Genomic DNA, 16753 nt, shown 5'->3' with positions numbered 1-16753 from the left:
AATCCTATAATCTTCTTGGTATCTCTTGAGACTAAGGTTCAACTACCGACTTTTCTAACAACAGTTTAATACCTAAAAAGACCAGCACAGCACCTGTTGTCCCTTCCATCCATTTCAAAAATCGCTCGTTTGTTAACAGTGATTTAGCTCGGGACAACACACTAGACAAACCACACTGCCAAAGCATAGCAATCACAAAGTGGATGGTCGCCATAAACAGAGATTGTATCAATGCAGAACCTTGTGGATCAATAAACTGTGGCAGGAACGCTAGATAAAACACTGCGGTTTTGGGATTCAAGACATTCGATAAGAATCCTTCTCTTAGCGAACGTAAAGAGTCTACTTTGCTCGCCGTTACATTATTCACACCGAGCGACGAGTGGCTATTTTTCATCGCTAACAAGCTATTAATGCCAAGCCAAATCAAATAGCCCGCACCGACTAGTTTTACAGCTTGAAAAAGTTCGGCTGATTGAGCCAATACCGCTGAAATACCAATTGCAGAAAACAAAGCGTGTACATAGAGACCGCTGCAAATACCAAAACTGGTTACTACGCCATCGGTTAAACCACCTCTTGAAGTATTCCTAATCACCATTGCTGTATCCAACCCTGGCGTCAACGTTAGAATGGTAATGGCGAGAATAAACGCTTCGATATTTAAAATTAGCATGGGCTGATAGCAACGGCTTGTTAAAAGAGATTAGATTCAAAATAACCAGTTCTATCAATAATTGCTACTGGAAAATGAAGTTGATGGATAAAGTTCAGTCTCAAATTTAACATTCATCAGTATCAGAATGTAATCCATGGGTTTGGTTTAATAAATTCGTCCTAACGATTGAGAAGCCATTATGAAAAAACACTACATCATTGCTACCTTGCTATTAATGTCTAACACCGCTTTCGCTGATGGTGGCGTCGTGACGGATGTTTCGACTAATTTAATCTTCGACTACGATAATATTTCACAAGAAGAAGCCGTTGATCAGCTTGACGAATGCCAAGATATTGCCAATACGACTCAAAAAGCCGAAGCCACAAACAAAGGTTCTGCCGTATCAGGTGCAGCAAAAGGGGCGGCGGCTGGTGCAGCCGTTGGGGCGATCAGTGGAAATTCTGGCTCTGATGCTGCTAAAACAGGTGCTGCTATTGGTTTAGTTAGCGGACGAATAAAAGGCAATCGCGCAGCCGACGCATCGCAACAACAAAACCAACAAGCTTACCAAACTGTGTTACGTAACTGCATGACAGACAAACACTTTGTTGCCTTAAACTAATTAACGCTTACCAAGTCTGCACAACGTCAAATTGACTATAAAAAACGAAAACTGAAGCGCTAATCATTCGTAGTTCTCCCCCGCTCTACGAGTGATTAAACCTCCATCAATAACACCGGATATCCATTATAATCCTTATCGCTAAACGAGTGTCTATGAGTAACCTCTACAGAATGTTGTTTCCAATCATAGTTGCTGCCTGTCTTCTTTTACAGATTGCTAGTTTTAGTAGAGCAAACACGCCTGCCGATCGATATTTCCAAGAAGCGGCTCAAAATGAACTGACTCATGAACAAGCATTTTCATACTACCGAGGGAACTTCACTGCATGCGGCCTTTCATTACTTTCCGGTGAATCGTTTAAACAAGTCGACAATTCACTCTTTCAAATATTCGCCACACGAGTACATTTGCCACCTAAATACCAACAAGTTGCCCCACATATCGATAATGAATACTTATTGCTCGGTGAGAACGCGACCTATCAGTTTATGCTTGGTTTAACGGAAGCTGAAAAACTTCAATTTTGCCAAACGTTGTTTAATCACTATTCAGGGTCTTGGGAATTGTCGGATACTCTTTCCGAGCCATAGGCTAGTTCTTTACTTGCACCGCTAAAAACAGTCTTAGTAACCCTACTCATGCCTCACACCTAATGCCTCATACCCTAAACCCCATAACACCCCACAAGATATTCCAGATGTGATATAGATCACTGCGCAGCAATCAAGTTAGTTTAAATGTGCGTCAAACTTCATATTCCGCAATACTACTTTTGAGGTACTCTCTTATTGTTTACATGGACAGTAACAAGCTCAATGGAGAGTACGTATGCAGTATGAAGTCATTATCATAACTAACAATGATCAATATGCGAAAAAACTGAAGATTCAGCTTTCAATATCATTTACTTCAATATTAGTTCAACGTAGATCAACAATACGCCATGAACTTAACGACAGTCCAAATACGAATCTTGTAATAATCTATGATTCTGAGAGTCTTGGCGATATATCTGATACAAATCTCGAATCAGGATACTGGTTAAATGTATCGCCAGAAATAAACGCTAGTTCACAAATGCAAAGTTTGATGGATGGTTTCTCTGGAATTGTAAAATCTAACCTTAGTATTGATCAGTACCCTCAAGTCTTACGCTCACTATTTATTGGGGAGATTTGGTACTCAAGACATATCATTGCATTTGCTATTCGAAAATATCAATCCCAATCCATATCTTCTGAAGAAATGACAGACTTTGCTTTAGCTAATATGGACTTGACGCTTCGAGAACAACAACTAGCCCGCTTACTCGTACGTGGGCAAACTAATCAAGAAATCGCTGATCACCTATTTATCAGTATTCATACTGTTAAAACACACGTATCTCGAATTTTGAACAAACTCAGCGTCCATTCAAGGAGTGAACTACAAGGTATCTTGCTTGCGCAGCAAATAAATAAGAAAAGCATTCTATCTCCAAAATGAGCCTTAAGATACATCACTCAAATATAACCCTAAAGGATTGTTTTCATCATACTTTAGAGTGACGACTGGATAACCCGATACTTGTACTTTAGGTATTGAAAACAGTCACAGTTCACTGCTAGGAGCAATATCATGAAAAAGGCAATTTTATTATCCGCATTGGTTCTTTCTTCATTTTCCGTATTAGCCAATGGCAATACTGGTAGTACAACATGGGATCTAGAAGGCACCGTAGATAAACGCTGTACAGTCGGTTCGAAGGGTAACAGCGCTATAGACATAATGGCTGGAGGCGAACAAAGTAACGCAACCATTAATGTTTGGTGTAATTACAAAGTAGGCTTGCTATCCACTTCAATTTCATCAAAAAATAAAGGTGCTCTAAAAGCTAAACACGGTTTATCTACATACACCATTCCATATGAATTAACGCTTGGTGGGCACACTTTTGATTTCACTAGTGGTTCAGAAGAAGGTCGCATCTTTAAAATACTTGATTGGAACGGTATTGGCGATGGTGACAACGAAATAGACCACACCTTTACCGTTAAGCCTACCTTAAATGGAAGAGAGTACGCCGGAGATTATAAGGATACGATCACCATTAATGTCGCTGCAAACTAAAGATTAAAATCGCATATTAAGCGCACTTAGGTGCGCTTTCCCTTCTAAAGGAAAAGAGAATGAAAGTACTATTTCTGTTCCTACTTCTAATGACACCACAATTGGTTTTAGCATTTCAAGTTGAGCCCATGGTGCAAAAGTTTGAATCTACAGGCAACTTAGCTCAAGCTGGATTCCGAATTGAAAATACAAGTGACAAACCACTTGCTCTAGAAACTCTAGCTCAAAGAAGACACGTTACATTTGGTGACAATGAGGCTTTAGAGGTCGCTGAACGCGACTTTATTATTATGCCCCCGCAGGCATTTATTGAGCCTGGGCAATTTCAGTTTTTTCGAGTGAGGTATTTAGGATCTGAGCCTATAAACCAATCAATCTCATACCGAATTGTCTTCAAACAGCTACCACTTCAATACGAAAATAAAGAGTCTGGGTTAGAGCTACTCTTCAATTTCGCGACTCTGGCATTTGTCAGTCCAAATGGAGCTCAACCTCTTTTAATTGCAGGTATTGATGAAGATATTCTATCAATCAAAAATATAGGTAATGGCTTAGCTGACTTTTACGGGTCTACCATTAATTTTGTGAACAACAATAGTAACAAGATTCTAAGCTGGGAGGATGTCGGAAACTACAGTACAACTAATTACCTAATACCCGGTCAAGAGGTTCAGATTCCGATACAAGATGATTGGAATATTCAGCAACTAGAGATTACATCGGTCAAAGTCATACTCCCATGAATGCAAGATTGATCATTTTTCTACTGTTGTTCAGCCAATTAACTCAGGCTGGTGATTGGGTTATCGACCTGCCCTTGAACCAAGACGGGCAGTACATAACAGATGTAACCATTGCCACCGATGGCGTCCGAATTCTCTACTTCCCCACCAGCCAATTAATAAACCGCCTCTCACGCTTTTTAAGTAAAGACACGATAAGTTGGCTTGACTCTATAGATACAGTCACCCCTCAAGAACTTACAAAGTATGGGGTTCATCTCGAACTAAACCCACAAACACTGCAAGTAGATATGAAAATCGCATCGTCGGCTCGTTCTATTCAACGTGTAGGAATCGACTCCAGTGATCATTCGAATGAACCCTACTCAACGGCTAGTCGTTGGAGCTGGCAAAATAGTATGAATATATCTCATCAGCAGTACGCCAACGCCGAAAGAGAAGATTCATCATTAGAGTTACTTGGAGGTGCAAACATTGGAGGAGCTGACGGTATCAATGCCACCTACCGCATATACGGAAACAATAACGATGGTTCAAACTTTTACCGTGGGCCAACACAACTATTTTACGACCATCTTACTTCGCCATGGCGAGTGTCTTTGGGGGATGTGGAACCTATTACTTCCGGTCATTTACCTGGGCTAACATTAGGTGGAATAACATGGGATAGAGCCTACCAGAAGATTCAACCCTATCGCCAACTTAGAAATAGCGGGACTCAATCACTTGAACTCGAAGAATCCGCTGAAGTCACTATATATATCAATGATATTCGTGTGTCTCGTATTAGGCTCGCCCCGGGGCGATACGAATTGGATGACTTACCTTTAACCAATGGTACCAATGACATCCGTCTCGACATTCGCTATACGTCGGGTCGAATCGAAGAGATAACTTACAGTCAGTTCTACAATGCACAGCTGCTAAAAGCCGGTCTATTAGATTTTTCACTCTCCGCAGGTGTAGAACGCGCTCAGGTTGGCCAAACCCTTGAATACAGTGATCAAGGAATACTCATCGGTTTTTATGAATATGGATTATCCGATAAATGGACAATAGGGACTAATGCCCTTACACATCAGGATGGCTACCTTGCAGGTGTATCGATAGTGAATGGGAGTGATATTGGCAATATATCGATGCGTACTTCTGCAAACTATAGTCCTTTGAACATTGACGAAAAATTTGGTCACGCAATTAGTCTAGATTACAGTCAACAAATATTTGGAAGCTCAGACTTTGGTTCGCCTAATTTTCGTATTAGCTATGAGTGGCAAGAGCAGTTCAATTCGACACCTTGGGCAGCCAATAACGAAAGCACTTACAACAGTTTCCGTACTGATTATCAGTGGTACATTAATGAAAGTTGGGACGCCAGTTTCTACGCCAGTTACCAAGACAACAATGACCTAGGTAAACAATACGATGCTTCTAGCAAATTAGCGTGGCGTAATAGTAACTGGAGAGTCAGTCTAACCGGAGAATATACGCGCACCGATAATGAAAGTAATGAGTTTAGCGGCTACATTAACATGGAGTTTTTTTATGACATCCTCAATAGTCAGCACCGCCTCGGTGCCAGTTACAATAGTAAATTACAAGAAACCAGATTAGAGGCTAGAAAATACAGCGACAATGTCGTTGGTGGTTGGGGTTATGAAGTCAGTGCCTCGAATAGAGAGTCTGATAAAAGCTATCTAGCTCGTACTGAATACAATGCAAATCGATGGCGTGGGCAAATCGACGTCGAAAATATACAGCCCGATTATAGCGAAGGAGATACCAAGTTCTATGGAAGCATGACGACAGCATTAACCGTGGCTGATAATAAGTGGGGTTGGAGTCGTAATGGTGTAGGCTCAAACGTGTTGGTTGACGTGCATCCTTCATTAGCTGGTAGTAATGTACAAATCAACCCAAACCAACTTAATCAGCCAGAAGCAATAGCGACATCCTCCATTGGTAATGTCATTCCTCTATCTAGAAACCATCAATTGAATACACTCACCTATTCAGTGCCTGATGCCCCTATCGGTTATAGCTTAGGCTCCGGTATTGAGCGCTACAAACCCGGTTCGCTGACGACACACATATTGACTATCGGCTCAGATGCCACTCGAACAATCATTGCGACCGCACTTACGAATACTGGTGAGCCTGTCGCGCTATATGCTGGATTAGCTTCTAACAAAGAAGGCTATTCAATGTCCATCTTTACTAATAGTACGGGACGGTTCGTTATTGATGGCATTTCATCCGGCACATACCAAATCAAACTTGGCCCCTGGCTAGGTGAAATTATCGTTAGTGAAAATGACCCAATACTAATCTATCTAGATGATTTGATATTGCAGCCCAAGGAGGATAATGATGAATAAAATACTAATGACACTGATTACTATCATTGTAAGCTCTACAGCATACGCAGATTGTGAAGGGACATCGAATATTCGCTTCGAGTCCAATAAAGTAGAATTTAGGGACGACTCAACCTCTGCTTGGATTCCCGGAACCATTGAGGTTAATGGTGCGCTAAGACAGTGTGTGAATAATCTGACCCTAAAGCCTGTCTCTTCCAATACTGTCCAGCTAAAAAGTGCATCGCATAGCCTTGATGGTATCTTAATGGACGCAAACTTTATACCTCTATCCACTCTTTCTGGTGGCCGCTATATTCTTCCCTTAGAGCCAGACGGAATAACCAAATTATGGCTAAGGCTTCCCACTGCTGGTTTCTCTCCAACGGGTAAATATTCAGGGAGATTACAGACTAAGTTTCCAGAGAAGATGCAATTACCTCCTCGATTCGTGGAATTGAAGTATAACTCTATTCCAGTTGTGTCAATGAAAGTGCCGACTGCTTCCGAATCTTGGCTAAGTCAAAGTGGTAATAATTATCGAGTCGATCTCGGAGAAATGACGCATGGAGTCCAAAGAGATATCCAACTGGCACTTAAGAGTAACGCTCTAGTAGAAATTCGTATAAGTAGTAAGGAAGGGAAACTACAACACGAAACCCTTCGGCGAGCCAAAATTAACTATAAGATAAAATTAAATGGTCAACGTTTCTTACCAAAACAATCCATTCAAATGAATGTAGCCAATATTCCGTCCAATCGATATAGCAACATTCCTTTCTCCATTATTGTTGATCCACAACCCCGAGCTTATGCCGGAAAATATTCCGATCAACTCACCTTAACTGTCAGTGCTAAATAGCTGAACGGACCCAAAGCGAGTAGAAGCTAAACGTTCTGGTTAGCTTCTACTTTCACACGTTGAAGACATCGATTCCTACTGTGAACTTCCTAATCAGTCAAGCACCTGTTATAACTTGAGAATCAACTAAAGATTGATACACTGAAAGCATCTTTCTTCCGTCATGGATGGCTTCGTAATGACTGCATTCAATAAATTAGTCGAACACTCAAAAACAATCTCACACTTTAATCACTTAGCTGCTATTTGTGGTTGGGATCAAGCGTCTATGATGCCATCTGGTGGTAACCAAGCGCGTTCAGAAGCGATGGCACAACTCTCAGTTCACATTCATGGGCTTCTGACTCAACCTCAACTCTCTGATTGGTTTGCCCAAGCTGAAGCTGAAACACTTTCTGCACAAGACAATGCGTCACTGCGTGAATTAAAACGCCAGTGGATGCAGGCGAACGTATTGCCTGAGTCTCTAGTTCAAGCCAAGTCCCTTGCTGGTTCTATGTGTGAACACGCTTGGCGCTCTCAACGTGGTGATAATGACTGGCAAGGGTTTGAAAAGAACTGGGCTGAAGTCGTTAAGCTTTCTCAAGAAGAAGCGCAAATTCGTGCGGAAGCAACGGGACTGTCTCCTTATGATTCCATGCTCGACATTTACGAACCGGGTACCACATCAGCATCACTAGATGTACTGTTTTCCGATGTAAAAACTTGGCTTCCATCTCTTATTGATGATGTCATTGAGAAACAAAAATCTGAAGCATTTATAACGCCAGTCGGACAGTTTGACACTACCCAACAGAAAGCTCTTGGTTTAGAAGTAATGAAGCTTTTACAGTTTGATTTTGAACACGGCCGATTGGATGAAAGTGTTCACCCATTCTGCGGCGGCGTGCCTTCAGATGTGCGAATTACCACAAGGTACGATGAGTCTGAATTCGTTCAATCACTGATGGGCATTGTGCACGAAACAGGCCATGCACGCTATGAACAAGGTCTACCTAAAGCGCTCGGTGGATTACCTGCTGGAGAAGCTCGTTCAATGGGTATTCACGAATCTCAGTCACTATTTTTTGAGATGCAAGTAGGCCGTAGTGATTCGTTTATTCAACATCTGTCTAGCCTCGCTGGTAAACAATTCACGACACATGATCCTGCATTGTTTGGTTTTGATAACTTCCAAAAGCTCTATACACGAGTTAAGAAAGACTTCATTCGTGTTGATGCGGACGAGCTAACCTACCCTGCCCACGTTATTCTGCGTTATGAAATTGAACGTGATCTGATCAATGGGAAAATCAAACATACTGATGTGCCAGAGCTATGGAATCAAAAAATGCAGCAATACCTTGGCCTAAAAACCGAAGGGAACTTTAAAAATGGCTGCATGCAAGACATTCACTGGACAGACGGTGCATTTGGATATTTCCCTTCATACACTTTAGGCGCTATGTATGCGGCTCAATTTATGGCTTCAATGAAACAAACGGTTGGTGTGGATAGTGTCATTCATTCTGGCGATTTAACGCCTATATTTAATTGGCTAGGTGAGAATATTTGGAGTAAAGGCAGCTTACTTACAACTGACGAACTTGTTAAACAAGCGACGGGAGAAACACTAAATGCTGACTTCTTCAAAAGCCATCTAGTGGAACGCTACTTAGGTTAATCGGCACAATCCAGAACCTGAATAGAAATAAGTGCTAGTGTTATTCACTGGCACTTTTCATTCATACTCAAATACTCTAATTAGGTATACTGTTCAACTAACTCCAGCGTCACTGGTAAAACCGATACGACCAGCAAGCCTGACATTGTCCAGTTAAACCATTTGCGATTGGCTTCATTGTTTAAATACCGCTTCAGCCAAGAACCAAAAAATAACCAAATACCAACGCTAGGAAACGATACGATCAAAAATGTTCCCGACAAAGTAAGAGTTTGATTAAACAGTTCTGCGCCTTGTATAGTAAAAGCCGCACAAGCGCCTGTCGCTACAACCCACGCCTTCGCGTTTACCCATTGAAATAGTGCTCCATTGAGAAATGTTAGTGGTTTTTTCTGTTCTTTCGTTGATAAGCGACCGCTTGACCCTGAAATTAACCAAGCAAGGTAAAGCAAATATGAAACGCCTATAACCTTAATAATTTGGTGCAAACTTGGATAAAGCTCAAACACCTGCCCAAAACCTATTCCAACAAGAAAAAGCATAAACGCAAAGCCAAAACAGATGCCAGACATGACTGGTAAACTTCTTTTAATACCAAAGTTCAACCCAGATGTCATAAGTAAGATATTGTTTGGTCCTGGGGTCGCAGATGAAACAATTGCAAATAGAACCAGTGAGTATAAGTAGTCCATTACTTCCTCAGATGGAAATTAAGGTAAACGCATAACGCTACCTTCAGTCCCTATTAGTAGAGTTTAATTAAACCTGACTATACCCTAAACAATCGAAAATATGATTTTTTCATTCGATTGGTGCTCTTCTACTTCTAAGATTACGCCTAGAAAATCATTTGATTTCATAGCTGATGTCACGATCTCTGCTTGATCACTATTTAGGCGCTTTAAAAATGGGCTAACAGCCAGTTTAGCTAAAGCTAAAGGTACTTTAATTGTGTCTTCTTTTTCGCCAAGAGTGAACGTTTCGATCTTCAACGTTTTCATAAAACATCCTTATTATGAGTGGGGAAACGTATCCAAAATACAACCTTTTTATGGTACCAATTTTGACGCAGAACAGATAAACAATAATGTGCATATATACGTTTGGCTTTTCCTACAAAAATATACACTTTATGATCTGTCTATTTTCTATAGTGTTGCATTAAGCTTCATGCGCCACTCTATTCTCGGGCTTAGACCATTGAACTATCGCTCTGAGATTCATGGCAAAGAATATGATATTGGCAATGATCATGGCAATACTGCCCGTTAGGCAACCAACAACAATCCAACTTGAGTTACCGCACATCATTAAAATGAAGCCAACTTTATTCTTATTACCAATCTGCCAAATTGCGAGGAAAGTAAAGACCATCGCGACCCAATCAACGCCGTAGTATTGTAAATAATCCATTAGAAGCCCTTACCGCCAGATTAGTCGAGTATTCAACTAAATAGCGAACATAAATCAAAAATTTATGTTCGCTATTTATTCTTTATCACTTTCTGGGTTTGAGCGAATTAAGTCTGCATTCAGAACTATCATAGAGAACGAAATATGAATAACGATAATAGACAGTAACGCTTGTGATGAAATATTGAGAAATAGAAAACCCAATAAGAAAAATACACTTGAGATAGCAACAATCGACTTACTTTTTGATGTGCTCTTCATAATAACTGGTCCTGATGAAATCGAATAATCACCATGGTAGCTCTTGTTTTTCTTCCATTCTTTGAGATAGTTAACAAATACAAAAGCTTATGATATCAGCCTTATATGTGTACCTAACTTGTACTATGTCGCTAGCAACGTAAATGAAGTCAGTGCGATAGATGCGTAACTTCAATACATTTATTAAATGTAAATCAAAATGCATTGCCTATACTTTATATTATGTCAGAAAGGCTTAATTGGATATTTATATGGCAGATCAAAACGTTGGACAAATACTTCAGGCTTTTAACAGTATTGAATCTAAGCTCCAAGAACAAAATGGGATGATTCGAGAGCTAACGGCAAAAGTTAGCGCACTTGAGGGGCAAAACAAAAAGCTTGAACAATTGATGCATCAATTAAAGTCCCCTTCAAGCTCACAAACAAATCACTCTGGAAAAAATAATGAGTTTCAAGACAAGGTAACACAAAGCTTGAAGTCCATCGAAGACAAGTCTAAAAAGGCCATAGAGCTGATTAAAGTCAACGGCAGCAGCGTAAAAAAACGAGCTTGGCCTTAATAAGGTTTATTCATCATTAGGCATTACTGTTGGCTGCTATATGTACGATACCAACGTATAACAGGTTCATGAAAGCCAAACACACGAAGGTTGCCCGCTAATACCAGAACAACACCTATAGCTGATAGCCATGTCCATTCATATCCTTCAAATATTGTAGATAACGACAGAGCGACTAGCGGAAACAACACAGTACAGTAAGCTGCTTTTGCCGCTCCAATCCTACCAACCAGTGCCAGATACGTGTTGAAACCAACCACGGAACCAACAATGGCAAGATACATTAGAGCAGATACATAGGTCGATGTGTCGGGTATGCTCAGTGGTAAATCCAAGATCAACGCAATGATCAATAGATATAGCGCCCCATACCCCATTGCCCATGCGGTAGTTGGCAATAGTGGCATCTCTTTTTTCTGCGCTCGTGCTGACACCAAATTCCCCATAGAGAAGAAGCACGTACCTAAGAAGCTAAGCGTTAAGCCAAGAAAAATGGTTAGATCCATATCTGCACTGACGAACTGTGAAGCAAACAAAAGAACAACCCCTGTAAACCCAGTTATGGCCCCCTGCAAAAATGCAGTAGATGGTCTGCGTTTTTCAAGTATCCAGAGATTAAACGAATTCAGTATTGGAGCGAGTGAGAATACAACAGCATTCAAACCACTGGGTAAGTATTCGGTTGCAGCGTAAAAGAGTAGAAAGTTATTTGAAAACAGGCATAAAGCAAGAAGCGCTGCCATTTTATGGTTTTCAATAGATAGCCTAGGTAATGCATTGCGAACAATCAAAATAACGAACAGCGCAATGGACGCAACGGCAAACCGCCAACCAACAGACACGACAACCGGTGTATCACCGAGTTGATATGCTATCGCCAGCCATGTTGAGCCCCAAATTAAGACGGTAACTGTGTATAAGATTGCATTCATTGCACTTTACTTCCTTATTAAAACTATTTGATAAGGCTACTTAGTTCAGTCATGTACTTCGTCCATATTCCTGCTGTTTTTACAGATTCTTGCGCTTTTCTTTCGCCTTTGGTGTTCACAAGTATTGAAAGTAAGTATATTGAATTAAGAAATATAGGGAGTTTGTATTGGATGAGCGTTCCCCGTTTAGGGATAAGCACAAGCGTGTCTACAGTGTATTGTCTAACAACACTGCAACACTGCATAAGGAGCTATGGCTAGATAATGGCATGGGTTCTGCTGTGTGGAGCAATAGTAATGGAAGTGCTAGTTACGATAAACCCGGGCATCATACCTTAAGCTACTACTTACAAGGTGGTCACAATACGCAGCGGATCATGAACTCCGGGAACCTGAATGGTGGAATAGATAAGCTATGTTTAATGCCAAAAGATCATCGTTCAGATTGGGCTTTTTCAGCGCCATTCTCTTTCTTCCACCTCTATTTTGAACAAGCACATCTACAAAGTTTTACAGAACAAGTATTTGATAAAGAAGGCAGACACATTGAGCTAAGTGAACTCACTTTCGTTGATGACCCTTTTGTAAGCCAGCTAATTAGAGAAACAATGCTGAATCAAAACTGGGAGGATTCAACTGATAAGTTGATAGTTTCGCACGCTCAGCAAATGCTACTCATACACCTTCTACGCCGTTATTGTAATTACTCAATGACCAAAGCAATAAGTACTGGCGGGCTATCTATAACAAACCAACGAAGTGTCACTGAGTTTGTCGAGGCAAACCTATCTCGCTCTTTTTCACTAAGTGATCTGGCGACTTTGGCTAACTTGAGTGATTTTCACTTCGCTAGAATGTTTAAAACAAGCTTTAACTGCACACCTCACCAATACGTTCTGTCTCGCCGTATTGAACTCGCTAAGCAACTGCTTACCAATAATACGTCCACACTAGCGGATATTGCTCAGCTATGTGGTTTTTCATCACAGCAACATATGTCGCAGCAATTCAAATTACGAGTCGGCGCTACACCCGCTGTATATCGACGTGAACTGGGCAAAGCCGCCAGTAAATGATCTGGCCAATATCTTAGCCAATAACCTAGCTAAGCTCTTCCATAGCAAACTTAATTTCATCTGATGAGAACCCTTTTCGGCTTAACATCGCATACGCTTTACTACGTTCTTTATGGGTCTTTAAATCATACGATTTTTTTTCAAGCTGTTCTAAACAAGAGGAGTAAAAATCAATCTCTTCAGCGTTCATTAAACGTTCTACAGTGGTCTCAAGCTCAGTGATATCGATTTTGCGCTGACGTAGCTCTTGGCGAATAACCGTCAAGCCCTTCCCTTTACGAGCGTACTTTAGAATTTCTTTTTCCAAATCTGCTTTTTCAGCTTTGATTTCAAGGTTAGTTTGAAGCTGGTCAAAACAGATATGCTGTTTAATCGCTTCATTCACTTGCGCGTAACTAAAGCCTCTTTTTTGAAGCGTTGAGACGAGTTTTTCTTTGCTTATCGTAAACTCTTGATAAGTATTGTTTACTCGATCGATTAATATTGTTTGCTCATCGATTTGCAGTGCTTCAGTAACCTTCGCTATCGCTTCTCGAATCAAGGTATCTTTGATCCCTTTCTTTTTGAGTTTTTCTAGAATGTACCCTGAACCATATTCACTAGCAAATGCACGTTCTGCGAATTTTTCGGCAAATTCATTATCTGATTTTAGATAACCAAACCCCCGAAGTTTCTCCATCGTATCGGCTATCCACTCTTCATTGTCGGTTTTCACACGCAGCTTAGAGATCAACTCACTTTCGGTAAGATCCCTTTGCCCCAAGTGCCACATTGCAGAATTCATAACGCTTTCTATACGCGTGGCTTTTTTAATTCGATTTTGTTCAGGAGACAAAGGGCTACCTCTAATTGATTCGATTTAGCGTTAACGACTGAGACCAGCATTGTTAAGCTTGTATCCACCCATTTTTCCACACCCTCCAGTCAAAGCCAAACCTTATATAAGATTAAGAAACTGTGAGCTTTCACATTAAAGCCAAGAAGATATTTTTTAGTGAAAACGCTACATTGGGGGCAGTTTAAACAGTCTGAGATAACTATGATTTTAATTACTGGAGCAAGTAGCGGATTAGGCGCGGCATTGGCTAACCTATATGGCGATGAAGGTGCTTCGTTAACACTGACTGGACGTAATCAACAACGATTAGACCAAGTGCAAACGCCACTGTCTGACAAGGTCAAAACACAAGTATCTGACCTCTGTGATCCACAAAGCGTGACTAAGTTATTTGATTCAATAACAGAAACTCCTTCCACAGTGATCCATTGTGCGGGTAGTGGCTATTTTGGCAATATTGAGCAGCAAGAACCTATCGAAATCAAAAAACTGCTCGATAACAACGTTACCTCAACCATTCTATTTTTGCGTGAGTTAATCAAACGCTACCGCGATCAAAAAGTAAAAATAGTGGTCGTCATGTCGACCGCAGCTCAAGCGGGGAAAGCGAGCGAATCGACTTACTGCGCGGCAAAGTGGGCAGTGCGTGGATTTATCGAATCACTGCGTCTTGAGTTGAAAGATAGCCCAATGAAGATCATCGCCGTATATCCAGGTGGAATGGCGACCAATTTCTGGGATTTAGGCGACAAAGAGAGAGACACTTCAAGCTTTATGACCGCGACCGAAGCGGCTTCTATGCTTAAACAGGCGTTAGTAAATACTGAACATGGTTACATCTCGGATATCACAATTGCCCGTGGCTAGCCCTATTCAACTAAAAACATGGCACTCGGTACCTAATGGCTTGTTGTATTGGGACCCGCACTTTATCGATAATGATCAGGCAGAAGCTTTGTTTAGTGCTCTACGTGATCAGGTCCGGTGGCGTAGTGATGAAATAACGCTATTTGGCAAGACCATGCCAATACCTCGCTTACAAGCATGGTATGGCGATGCCAGTTATCGCTATTCCAATCTCACCATGGAACCCGATCCTTGGCTGCCGATACTATTAGATCTAAAGTCTCAGTGTGAAAACGTAGCTAACGGTGAACAAGTCACCAATGCTCGATTTAATTCTGTTTTGGCGAACCTATACCGTGACGGCACTGATTCAAATGGTTGGCACAGCGATAATGAGCCTGAACTTGGGCCACAGCCAATTATCGCTTCTATTAGTTTGGGCGAAACTCGAACGTTCCACTTAAAACACAAACAGACCAAACAGAAATACACGTTCGAACTTAACTCGGGAAGTTTGCTGATTATGGCGGGTGAGATGCAGAAATATTGGCTTCATACCGTTCCAAAAACCAAGAAGCCAAAAACTGAAAGGATTAACCTAACCTATCGCCTGATACATCAATCATCGTAACGCTTTAATGGCGTATGTTTAAACCATAGCGCTCTATTCGTTCGGTTTTTCACAACGAATGAAGATAAAGTTCGGATTTTGTTTTAGTCGCTCATAGGTGGAGGAACACATCTCTTTCACTTTCTCATCCACCTCGCCTTCACTGATCTTTGAAATCAGCAGCCCAGATGATGTTACCGCATTACAAAGTTCAGCGAGCGAACGGCGATAGAAGCTGACGCTCACGGAGATTCCAACTGTATCCCACTCTTCTTCAATTAGCTCACGGTCAAAGTAATTACCTGATAACGTACATTCAAAATCGGCAAACGGGTGATGGGTTGAGAACACCATGTAGCCCCCTGATTTTAGAACGCGATGTACATCTTTGAACACTACGTCGAGATCTTCGATGTAGTGCAAAACCAGAGGGCAAACAATCACATCTGCACTGTCAGATGCTTCCACAGGAAGCCCTTTTGATAAATCTTGAGCGTAAGTTTTGACTGTGCCCTGCAGCACAAACTCAGCAAGATTGGATTCAACTAAAGCCACCATATCTGGTGATTTATCAACGCACGTCACTTGGCTAGCCGATTGTTTAATAAACCATTCAGAATAAATGCCTGATCCGCACCCCATATCAATGATATTCATGCCTTTTACGTTATCAAGTAACGCAAGCGTAGAAGGACGCTCCAGATAGGCGTTGTAGATGTTATCTCTTACAACGTCGCCATATTTCTGTGCGTGTTTGGTATACATTTCAGACATTAACAACAACCATTCTAAACATTCAACGACGGTTCAATCTAGCCCGTTCTAATTTTCAAACCCTGCCCTTCAAGCCGTAGCTCTCAAGCCAGAACTAAGAGATGCAAGCTAAACATTAAGAGTATTGGATCTCTTGTTCAATAAAGTCAGACTCACTGAACCACAGAACTTTGCCTACGTATTGACTTTCGATTAACTGAGCATCAACCATTGAGGCCAGTCGAGCATTCATCTTTATCCAGCCGTCTTGGTCACTTTCCAGTTCATCCACTAGGTCAGCAACAATGCTATGTGCTTCTGCATCTAACAGTAGGCTAATGTAATTCATCTATTTTCATCCAATCAATAACATACATCCTCTCGTACCGAGAAGGAGTTCAGTTTACGTTTAAATTATCTGGCAAATGGTAACACGTTATC

21 protein-coding genes are annotated in these 16753 nt (G+C 41.1%); 12 read left to right on the top strand and 9 right to left on the bottom strand.

What is annotated here, in order from left to right; genetic code table 11:
• Positions 1 to 31 precede the first annotated feature (31 nt).
• A complete protein-coding gene (locus tag L4D20_RS11965; protein WP_428801821.1) occupies positions 32 to 676 on the bottom strand; it encodes a LysE family translocator in 645 nt (214 codons plus the stop codon).
• Positions 677 to 857: 181 nt separating this feature from the next.
• Between L4D20_RS11965 and L4D20_RS11960 the strand changes: the two genes are divergently transcribed.
• The 8 genes from L4D20_RS11960 (at position 858) to L4D20_RS11925 (ending at position 9020) form a co-directional block, all read left to right on the top strand.
• On the top strand, positions 858 to 1283 hold the full coding sequence (locus L4D20_RS11960; RefSeq protein WP_428801820.1) for a glycine zipper family protein: 426 nt from the start codon (positions 858 to 860) through the stop codon (positions 1281 to 1283).
• Between the two features lie 155 nt (positions 1284 to 1438).
• Complete coding sequence (locus L4D20_RS11955) at positions 1439 to 1876, top strand: hypothetical protein (protein WP_428801819.1); 438 nt, start codon at positions 1439 to 1441, stop codon at positions 1874 to 1876.
• A gap of 238 nt (positions 1877 to 2114) precedes the next feature.
• Positions 2115 to 2771 carry a response regulator transcription factor gene (locus L4D20_RS11950; RefSeq protein WP_428801818.1) on the top strand — a complete coding sequence of 219 codons (657 nt, stop codon included), beginning with the start codon at positions 2115 to 2117 and terminating at the stop codon, positions 2769 to 2771.
• Between the two features lie 132 nt (positions 2772 to 2903).
• On the top strand, positions 2904 to 3395 hold the full coding sequence (locus L4D20_RS11945; RefSeq protein WP_428801817.1) for a Csu type fimbrial protein: 492 nt from the start codon (positions 2904 to 2906) through the stop codon (positions 3393 to 3395).
• A gap of 59 nt (positions 3396 to 3454) precedes the next feature.
• On the top strand, positions 3455 to 4138 hold the full coding sequence (locus tag L4D20_RS11940; protein WP_428801816.1) for a fimbria/pilus periplasmic chaperone: 684 nt from the start codon (positions 3455 to 3457) through the stop codon (positions 4136 to 4138).
• A complete protein-coding gene (locus tag L4D20_RS11935) occupies positions 4135 to 6516 on the top strand; it encodes a fimbria/pilus outer membrane usher protein (protein WP_428801815.1) in 2382 nt (793 codons plus the stop codon). Before L4D20_RS11940 ends, L4D20_RS11935 begins: the two co-directional genes overlap by 4 nt.
• The gene (locus tag L4D20_RS11930) at positions 6506 to 7357 is read left to right on the top strand and encodes a hypothetical protein (RefSeq protein ID WP_428801814.1); all 852 of its coding nucleotides are present in this window, start codon (positions 6506 to 6508) and stop codon (positions 7355 to 7357) included. Before L4D20_RS11935 ends, L4D20_RS11930 begins: the two co-directional genes overlap by 11 nt.
• A gap of 178 nt (positions 7358 to 7535) precedes the next feature.
• Positions 7536 to 9020: a carboxypeptidase M32 gene (locus L4D20_RS11925; RefSeq protein ID WP_428801813.1), complete on the top strand. Its 1485-nt coding sequence runs from the start codon at positions 7536 to 7538 to the stop codon at positions 9018 to 9020.
• Between the two features lie 80 nt (positions 9021 to 9100).
• Here the strand turns inward: L4D20_RS11925 and L4D20_RS11920 are convergent, their stop codons facing one another.
• The 4 genes from L4D20_RS11920 to L4D20_RS11905 form a co-directional block, all read right to left on the bottom strand.
• Positions 9101 to 9712, bottom strand: a complete 612-nt coding sequence (locus L4D20_RS11920; RefSeq protein WP_428801812.1) for a LysE family translocator — start codon at positions 9710 to 9712, stop codon at positions 9101 to 9103.
• Between the two features lie 84 nt (positions 9713 to 9796).
• Positions 9797 to 10021: a hypothetical protein gene (locus L4D20_RS11915; RefSeq protein ID WP_428801811.1), complete on the bottom strand. Its 225-nt coding sequence runs from the start codon at positions 10019 to 10021 to the stop codon at positions 9797 to 9799.
• A gap of 160 nt (positions 10022 to 10181) precedes the next feature.
• Positions 10182 to 10433 (bottom strand): PnuC protein, encoded by a 252-nt coding sequence (locus L4D20_RS11910; RefSeq protein ID WP_428801810.1) that lies wholly within the window; start codon positions 10431 to 10433, stop codon positions 10182 to 10184.
• Between the two features lie 75 nt (positions 10434 to 10508).
• Complete coding sequence (locus L4D20_RS11905) at positions 10509 to 10694, bottom strand: hypothetical protein (RefSeq protein WP_428801809.1); 186 nt, start codon at positions 10692 to 10694, stop codon at positions 10509 to 10511.
• Positions 10695 to 10945: 251 nt separating this feature from the next.
• Here L4D20_RS11905 and L4D20_RS11900 point away from each other — a divergent pair, with 251 nt between their 5' ends.
• Positions 10946 to 11257 (top strand): hypothetical protein, encoded by a 312-nt coding sequence (locus L4D20_RS11900; RefSeq protein ID WP_428801808.1) that lies wholly within the window; start codon positions 10946 to 10948, stop codon positions 11255 to 11257.
• Between the two features lie 23 nt (positions 11258 to 11280).
• Here L4D20_RS11900 and L4D20_RS11895 read toward each other — a convergent pair whose 3' ends face one another.
• Positions 11281 to 12189 carry a DMT family transporter gene (locus tag L4D20_RS11895; protein WP_428801807.1) on the bottom strand — a complete coding sequence of 303 codons (909 nt, stop codon included), beginning with the start codon at positions 12187 to 12189 and terminating at the stop codon, positions 11281 to 11283.
• Positions 12190 to 12356: 167 nt separating this feature from the next.
• Here L4D20_RS11895 and L4D20_RS11890 point away from each other — a divergent pair, with 167 nt between their 5' ends.
• Positions 12357 to 13265, top strand: a complete 909-nt coding sequence (locus tag L4D20_RS11890; protein WP_428801806.1) for a helix-turn-helix domain-containing protein — start codon at positions 12357 to 12359, stop codon at positions 13263 to 13265.
• Positions 13266 to 13290: 25 nt separating this feature from the next.
• On the opposite strand, the gene L4D20_RS11885 is transcribed toward L4D20_RS11890, so the two are convergent.
• On the bottom strand, positions 13291 to 14049 hold the full coding sequence (locus L4D20_RS11885; protein ID WP_428801805.1) for a RecX family transcriptional regulator: 759 nt from the start codon (positions 14047 to 14049) through the stop codon (positions 13291 to 13293).
• Positions 14050 to 14304: 255 nt separating this feature from the next.
• Between L4D20_RS11885 and L4D20_RS11880 the strand changes: the two genes are divergently transcribed.
• Together L4D20_RS11880 and L4D20_RS11875 are read left to right on the top strand one after the other, a co-directional pair.
• Complete coding sequence (locus L4D20_RS11880) at positions 14305 to 14970, top strand: SDR family NAD(P)-dependent oxidoreductase (protein ID WP_428801804.1); 666 nt, start codon at positions 14305 to 14307, stop codon at positions 14968 to 14970.
• Positions 14957 to 15580: an alpha-ketoglutarate-dependent dioxygenase AlkB family protein gene (locus tag L4D20_RS11875; protein WP_428801803.1), complete on the top strand. Its 624-nt coding sequence runs from the start codon at positions 14957 to 14959 to the stop codon at positions 15578 to 15580. Before L4D20_RS11880 ends, L4D20_RS11875 begins: the two co-directional genes overlap by 14 nt.
• Before the next feature lie 33 nt (positions 15581 to 15613).
• Here the strand turns inward: L4D20_RS11875 and L4D20_RS11870 are convergent, their stop codons facing one another.
• Together L4D20_RS11870 and L4D20_RS11865 are read right to left on the bottom strand one after the other, a co-directional pair.
• Positions 15614 to 16333, bottom strand: coding sequence for a class I SAM-dependent methyltransferase (locus L4D20_RS11870; protein ID WP_428801802.1), 720 nt, complete (start codon positions 16331 to 16333; stop codon positions 15614 to 15616).
• A gap of 115 nt (positions 16334 to 16448) precedes the next feature.
• A complete protein-coding gene (locus tag L4D20_RS11865; protein ID WP_428801801.1) occupies positions 16449 to 16661 on the bottom strand; it encodes a hypothetical protein in 213 nt (70 codons plus the stop codon).
• Positions 16662 to 16753: the final 92 nt, after the last annotated feature.

This window comes from Vibrio kyushuensis, assembly GCF_050337325.1.
Lineage (GTDB): Bacteria > Pseudomonadota > Gammaproteobacteria > Enterobacterales > Vibrionaceae > Vibrio > Vibrio kyushuensis.
The sequence above is the reverse complement of the archived record's forward strand: the minus strand, read 5'-3'. Positions and strand labels throughout refer to the sequence as shown.

Excerpts from the sequence above, each read along its gene's own strand:
- L4D20_RS11880 (WP_428801804.1), top strand. The coding sequence starts at position 14,305 with ATGATTTTAATTACTGGAGCAAGTAGCGGATTAGGCGCGGCATTGGCT.
- L4D20_RS11885 (WP_428801805.1), bottom strand. The coding sequence starts at position 14,049 with ATGAATTCTGCAATGTGGCACTTGGGGCAAAGGGATCTTACCGAAAGT.
- L4D20_RS11915 (WP_428801811.1), bottom strand. The coding sequence starts at position 10,021 with ATGAAAACGTTGAAGATCGAAACGTTCACTCTTGGCGAAAAAGAAGAC.
- L4D20_RS11865 (WP_428801801.1), bottom strand. The coding sequence starts at position 16,661 with ATGAATTACATTAGCCTACTGTTAGATGCAGAAGCACATAGCATTGTT.
- L4D20_RS11930 (WP_428801814.1), top strand. The coding sequence starts at position 6,506 with ATGATGAATAAAATACTAATGACACTGATTACTATCATTGTAAGCTCT.
- L4D20_RS11900 (WP_428801808.1), top strand. The coding sequence starts at position 10,946 with ATGGCAGATCAAAACGTTGGACAAATACTTCAGGCTTTTAACAGTATT.
- L4D20_RS11965 (WP_428801821.1), bottom strand. The coding sequence starts at position 676 with ATGCTAATTTTAAATATCGAAGCGTTTATTCTCGCCATTACCATTCTA.
- L4D20_RS11935 (WP_428801815.1), top strand. The coding sequence starts at position 4,135 with ATGAATGCAAGATTGATCATTTTTCTACTGTTGTTCAGCCAATTAACT.
- L4D20_RS11895 (WP_428801807.1), bottom strand. The coding sequence starts at position 12,189 with ATGAATGCAATCTTATACACAGTTACCGTCTTAATTTGGGGCTCAACA.
- L4D20_RS11960 (WP_428801820.1), top strand. The coding sequence starts at position 858 with ATGAAAAAACACTACATCATTGCTACCTTGCTATTAATGTCTAACACC.
- L4D20_RS11955 (WP_428801819.1), top strand. The coding sequence starts at position 1,439 with ATGAGTAACCTCTACAGAATGTTGTTTCCAATCATAGTTGCTGCCTGT.
- L4D20_RS11870 (WP_428801802.1), bottom strand. The coding sequence starts at position 16,333 with ATGTCTGAAATGTATACCAAACACGCACAGAAATATGGCGACGTTGTA.
- L4D20_RS11910 (WP_428801810.1), bottom strand. The coding sequence starts at position 10,433 with ATGGATTATTTACAATACTACGGCGTTGATTGGGTCGCGATGGTCTTT.
- L4D20_RS11950 (WP_428801818.1), top strand. The coding sequence starts at position 2,115 with ATGCAGTATGAAGTCATTATCATAACTAACAATGATCAATATGCGAAA.
- L4D20_RS11905 (WP_428801809.1), bottom strand. The coding sequence starts at position 10,694 with ATGAAGAGCACATCAAAAAGTAAGTCGATTGTTGCTATCTCAAGTGTA.
- L4D20_RS11945 (WP_428801817.1), top strand. The coding sequence starts at position 2,904 with ATGAAAAAGGCAATTTTATTATCCGCATTGGTTCTTTCTTCATTTTCC.
- L4D20_RS11920 (WP_428801812.1), bottom strand. The coding sequence starts at position 9,712 with ATGGACTACTTATACTCACTGGTTCTATTTGCAATTGTTTCATCTGCG.
- L4D20_RS11940 (WP_428801816.1), top strand. The coding sequence starts at position 3,455 with ATGAAAGTACTATTTCTGTTCCTACTTCTAATGACACCACAATTGGTT.
- L4D20_RS11925 (WP_428801813.1), top strand. The coding sequence starts at position 7,536 with ATGACTGCATTCAATAAATTAGTCGAACACTCAAAAACAATCTCACAC.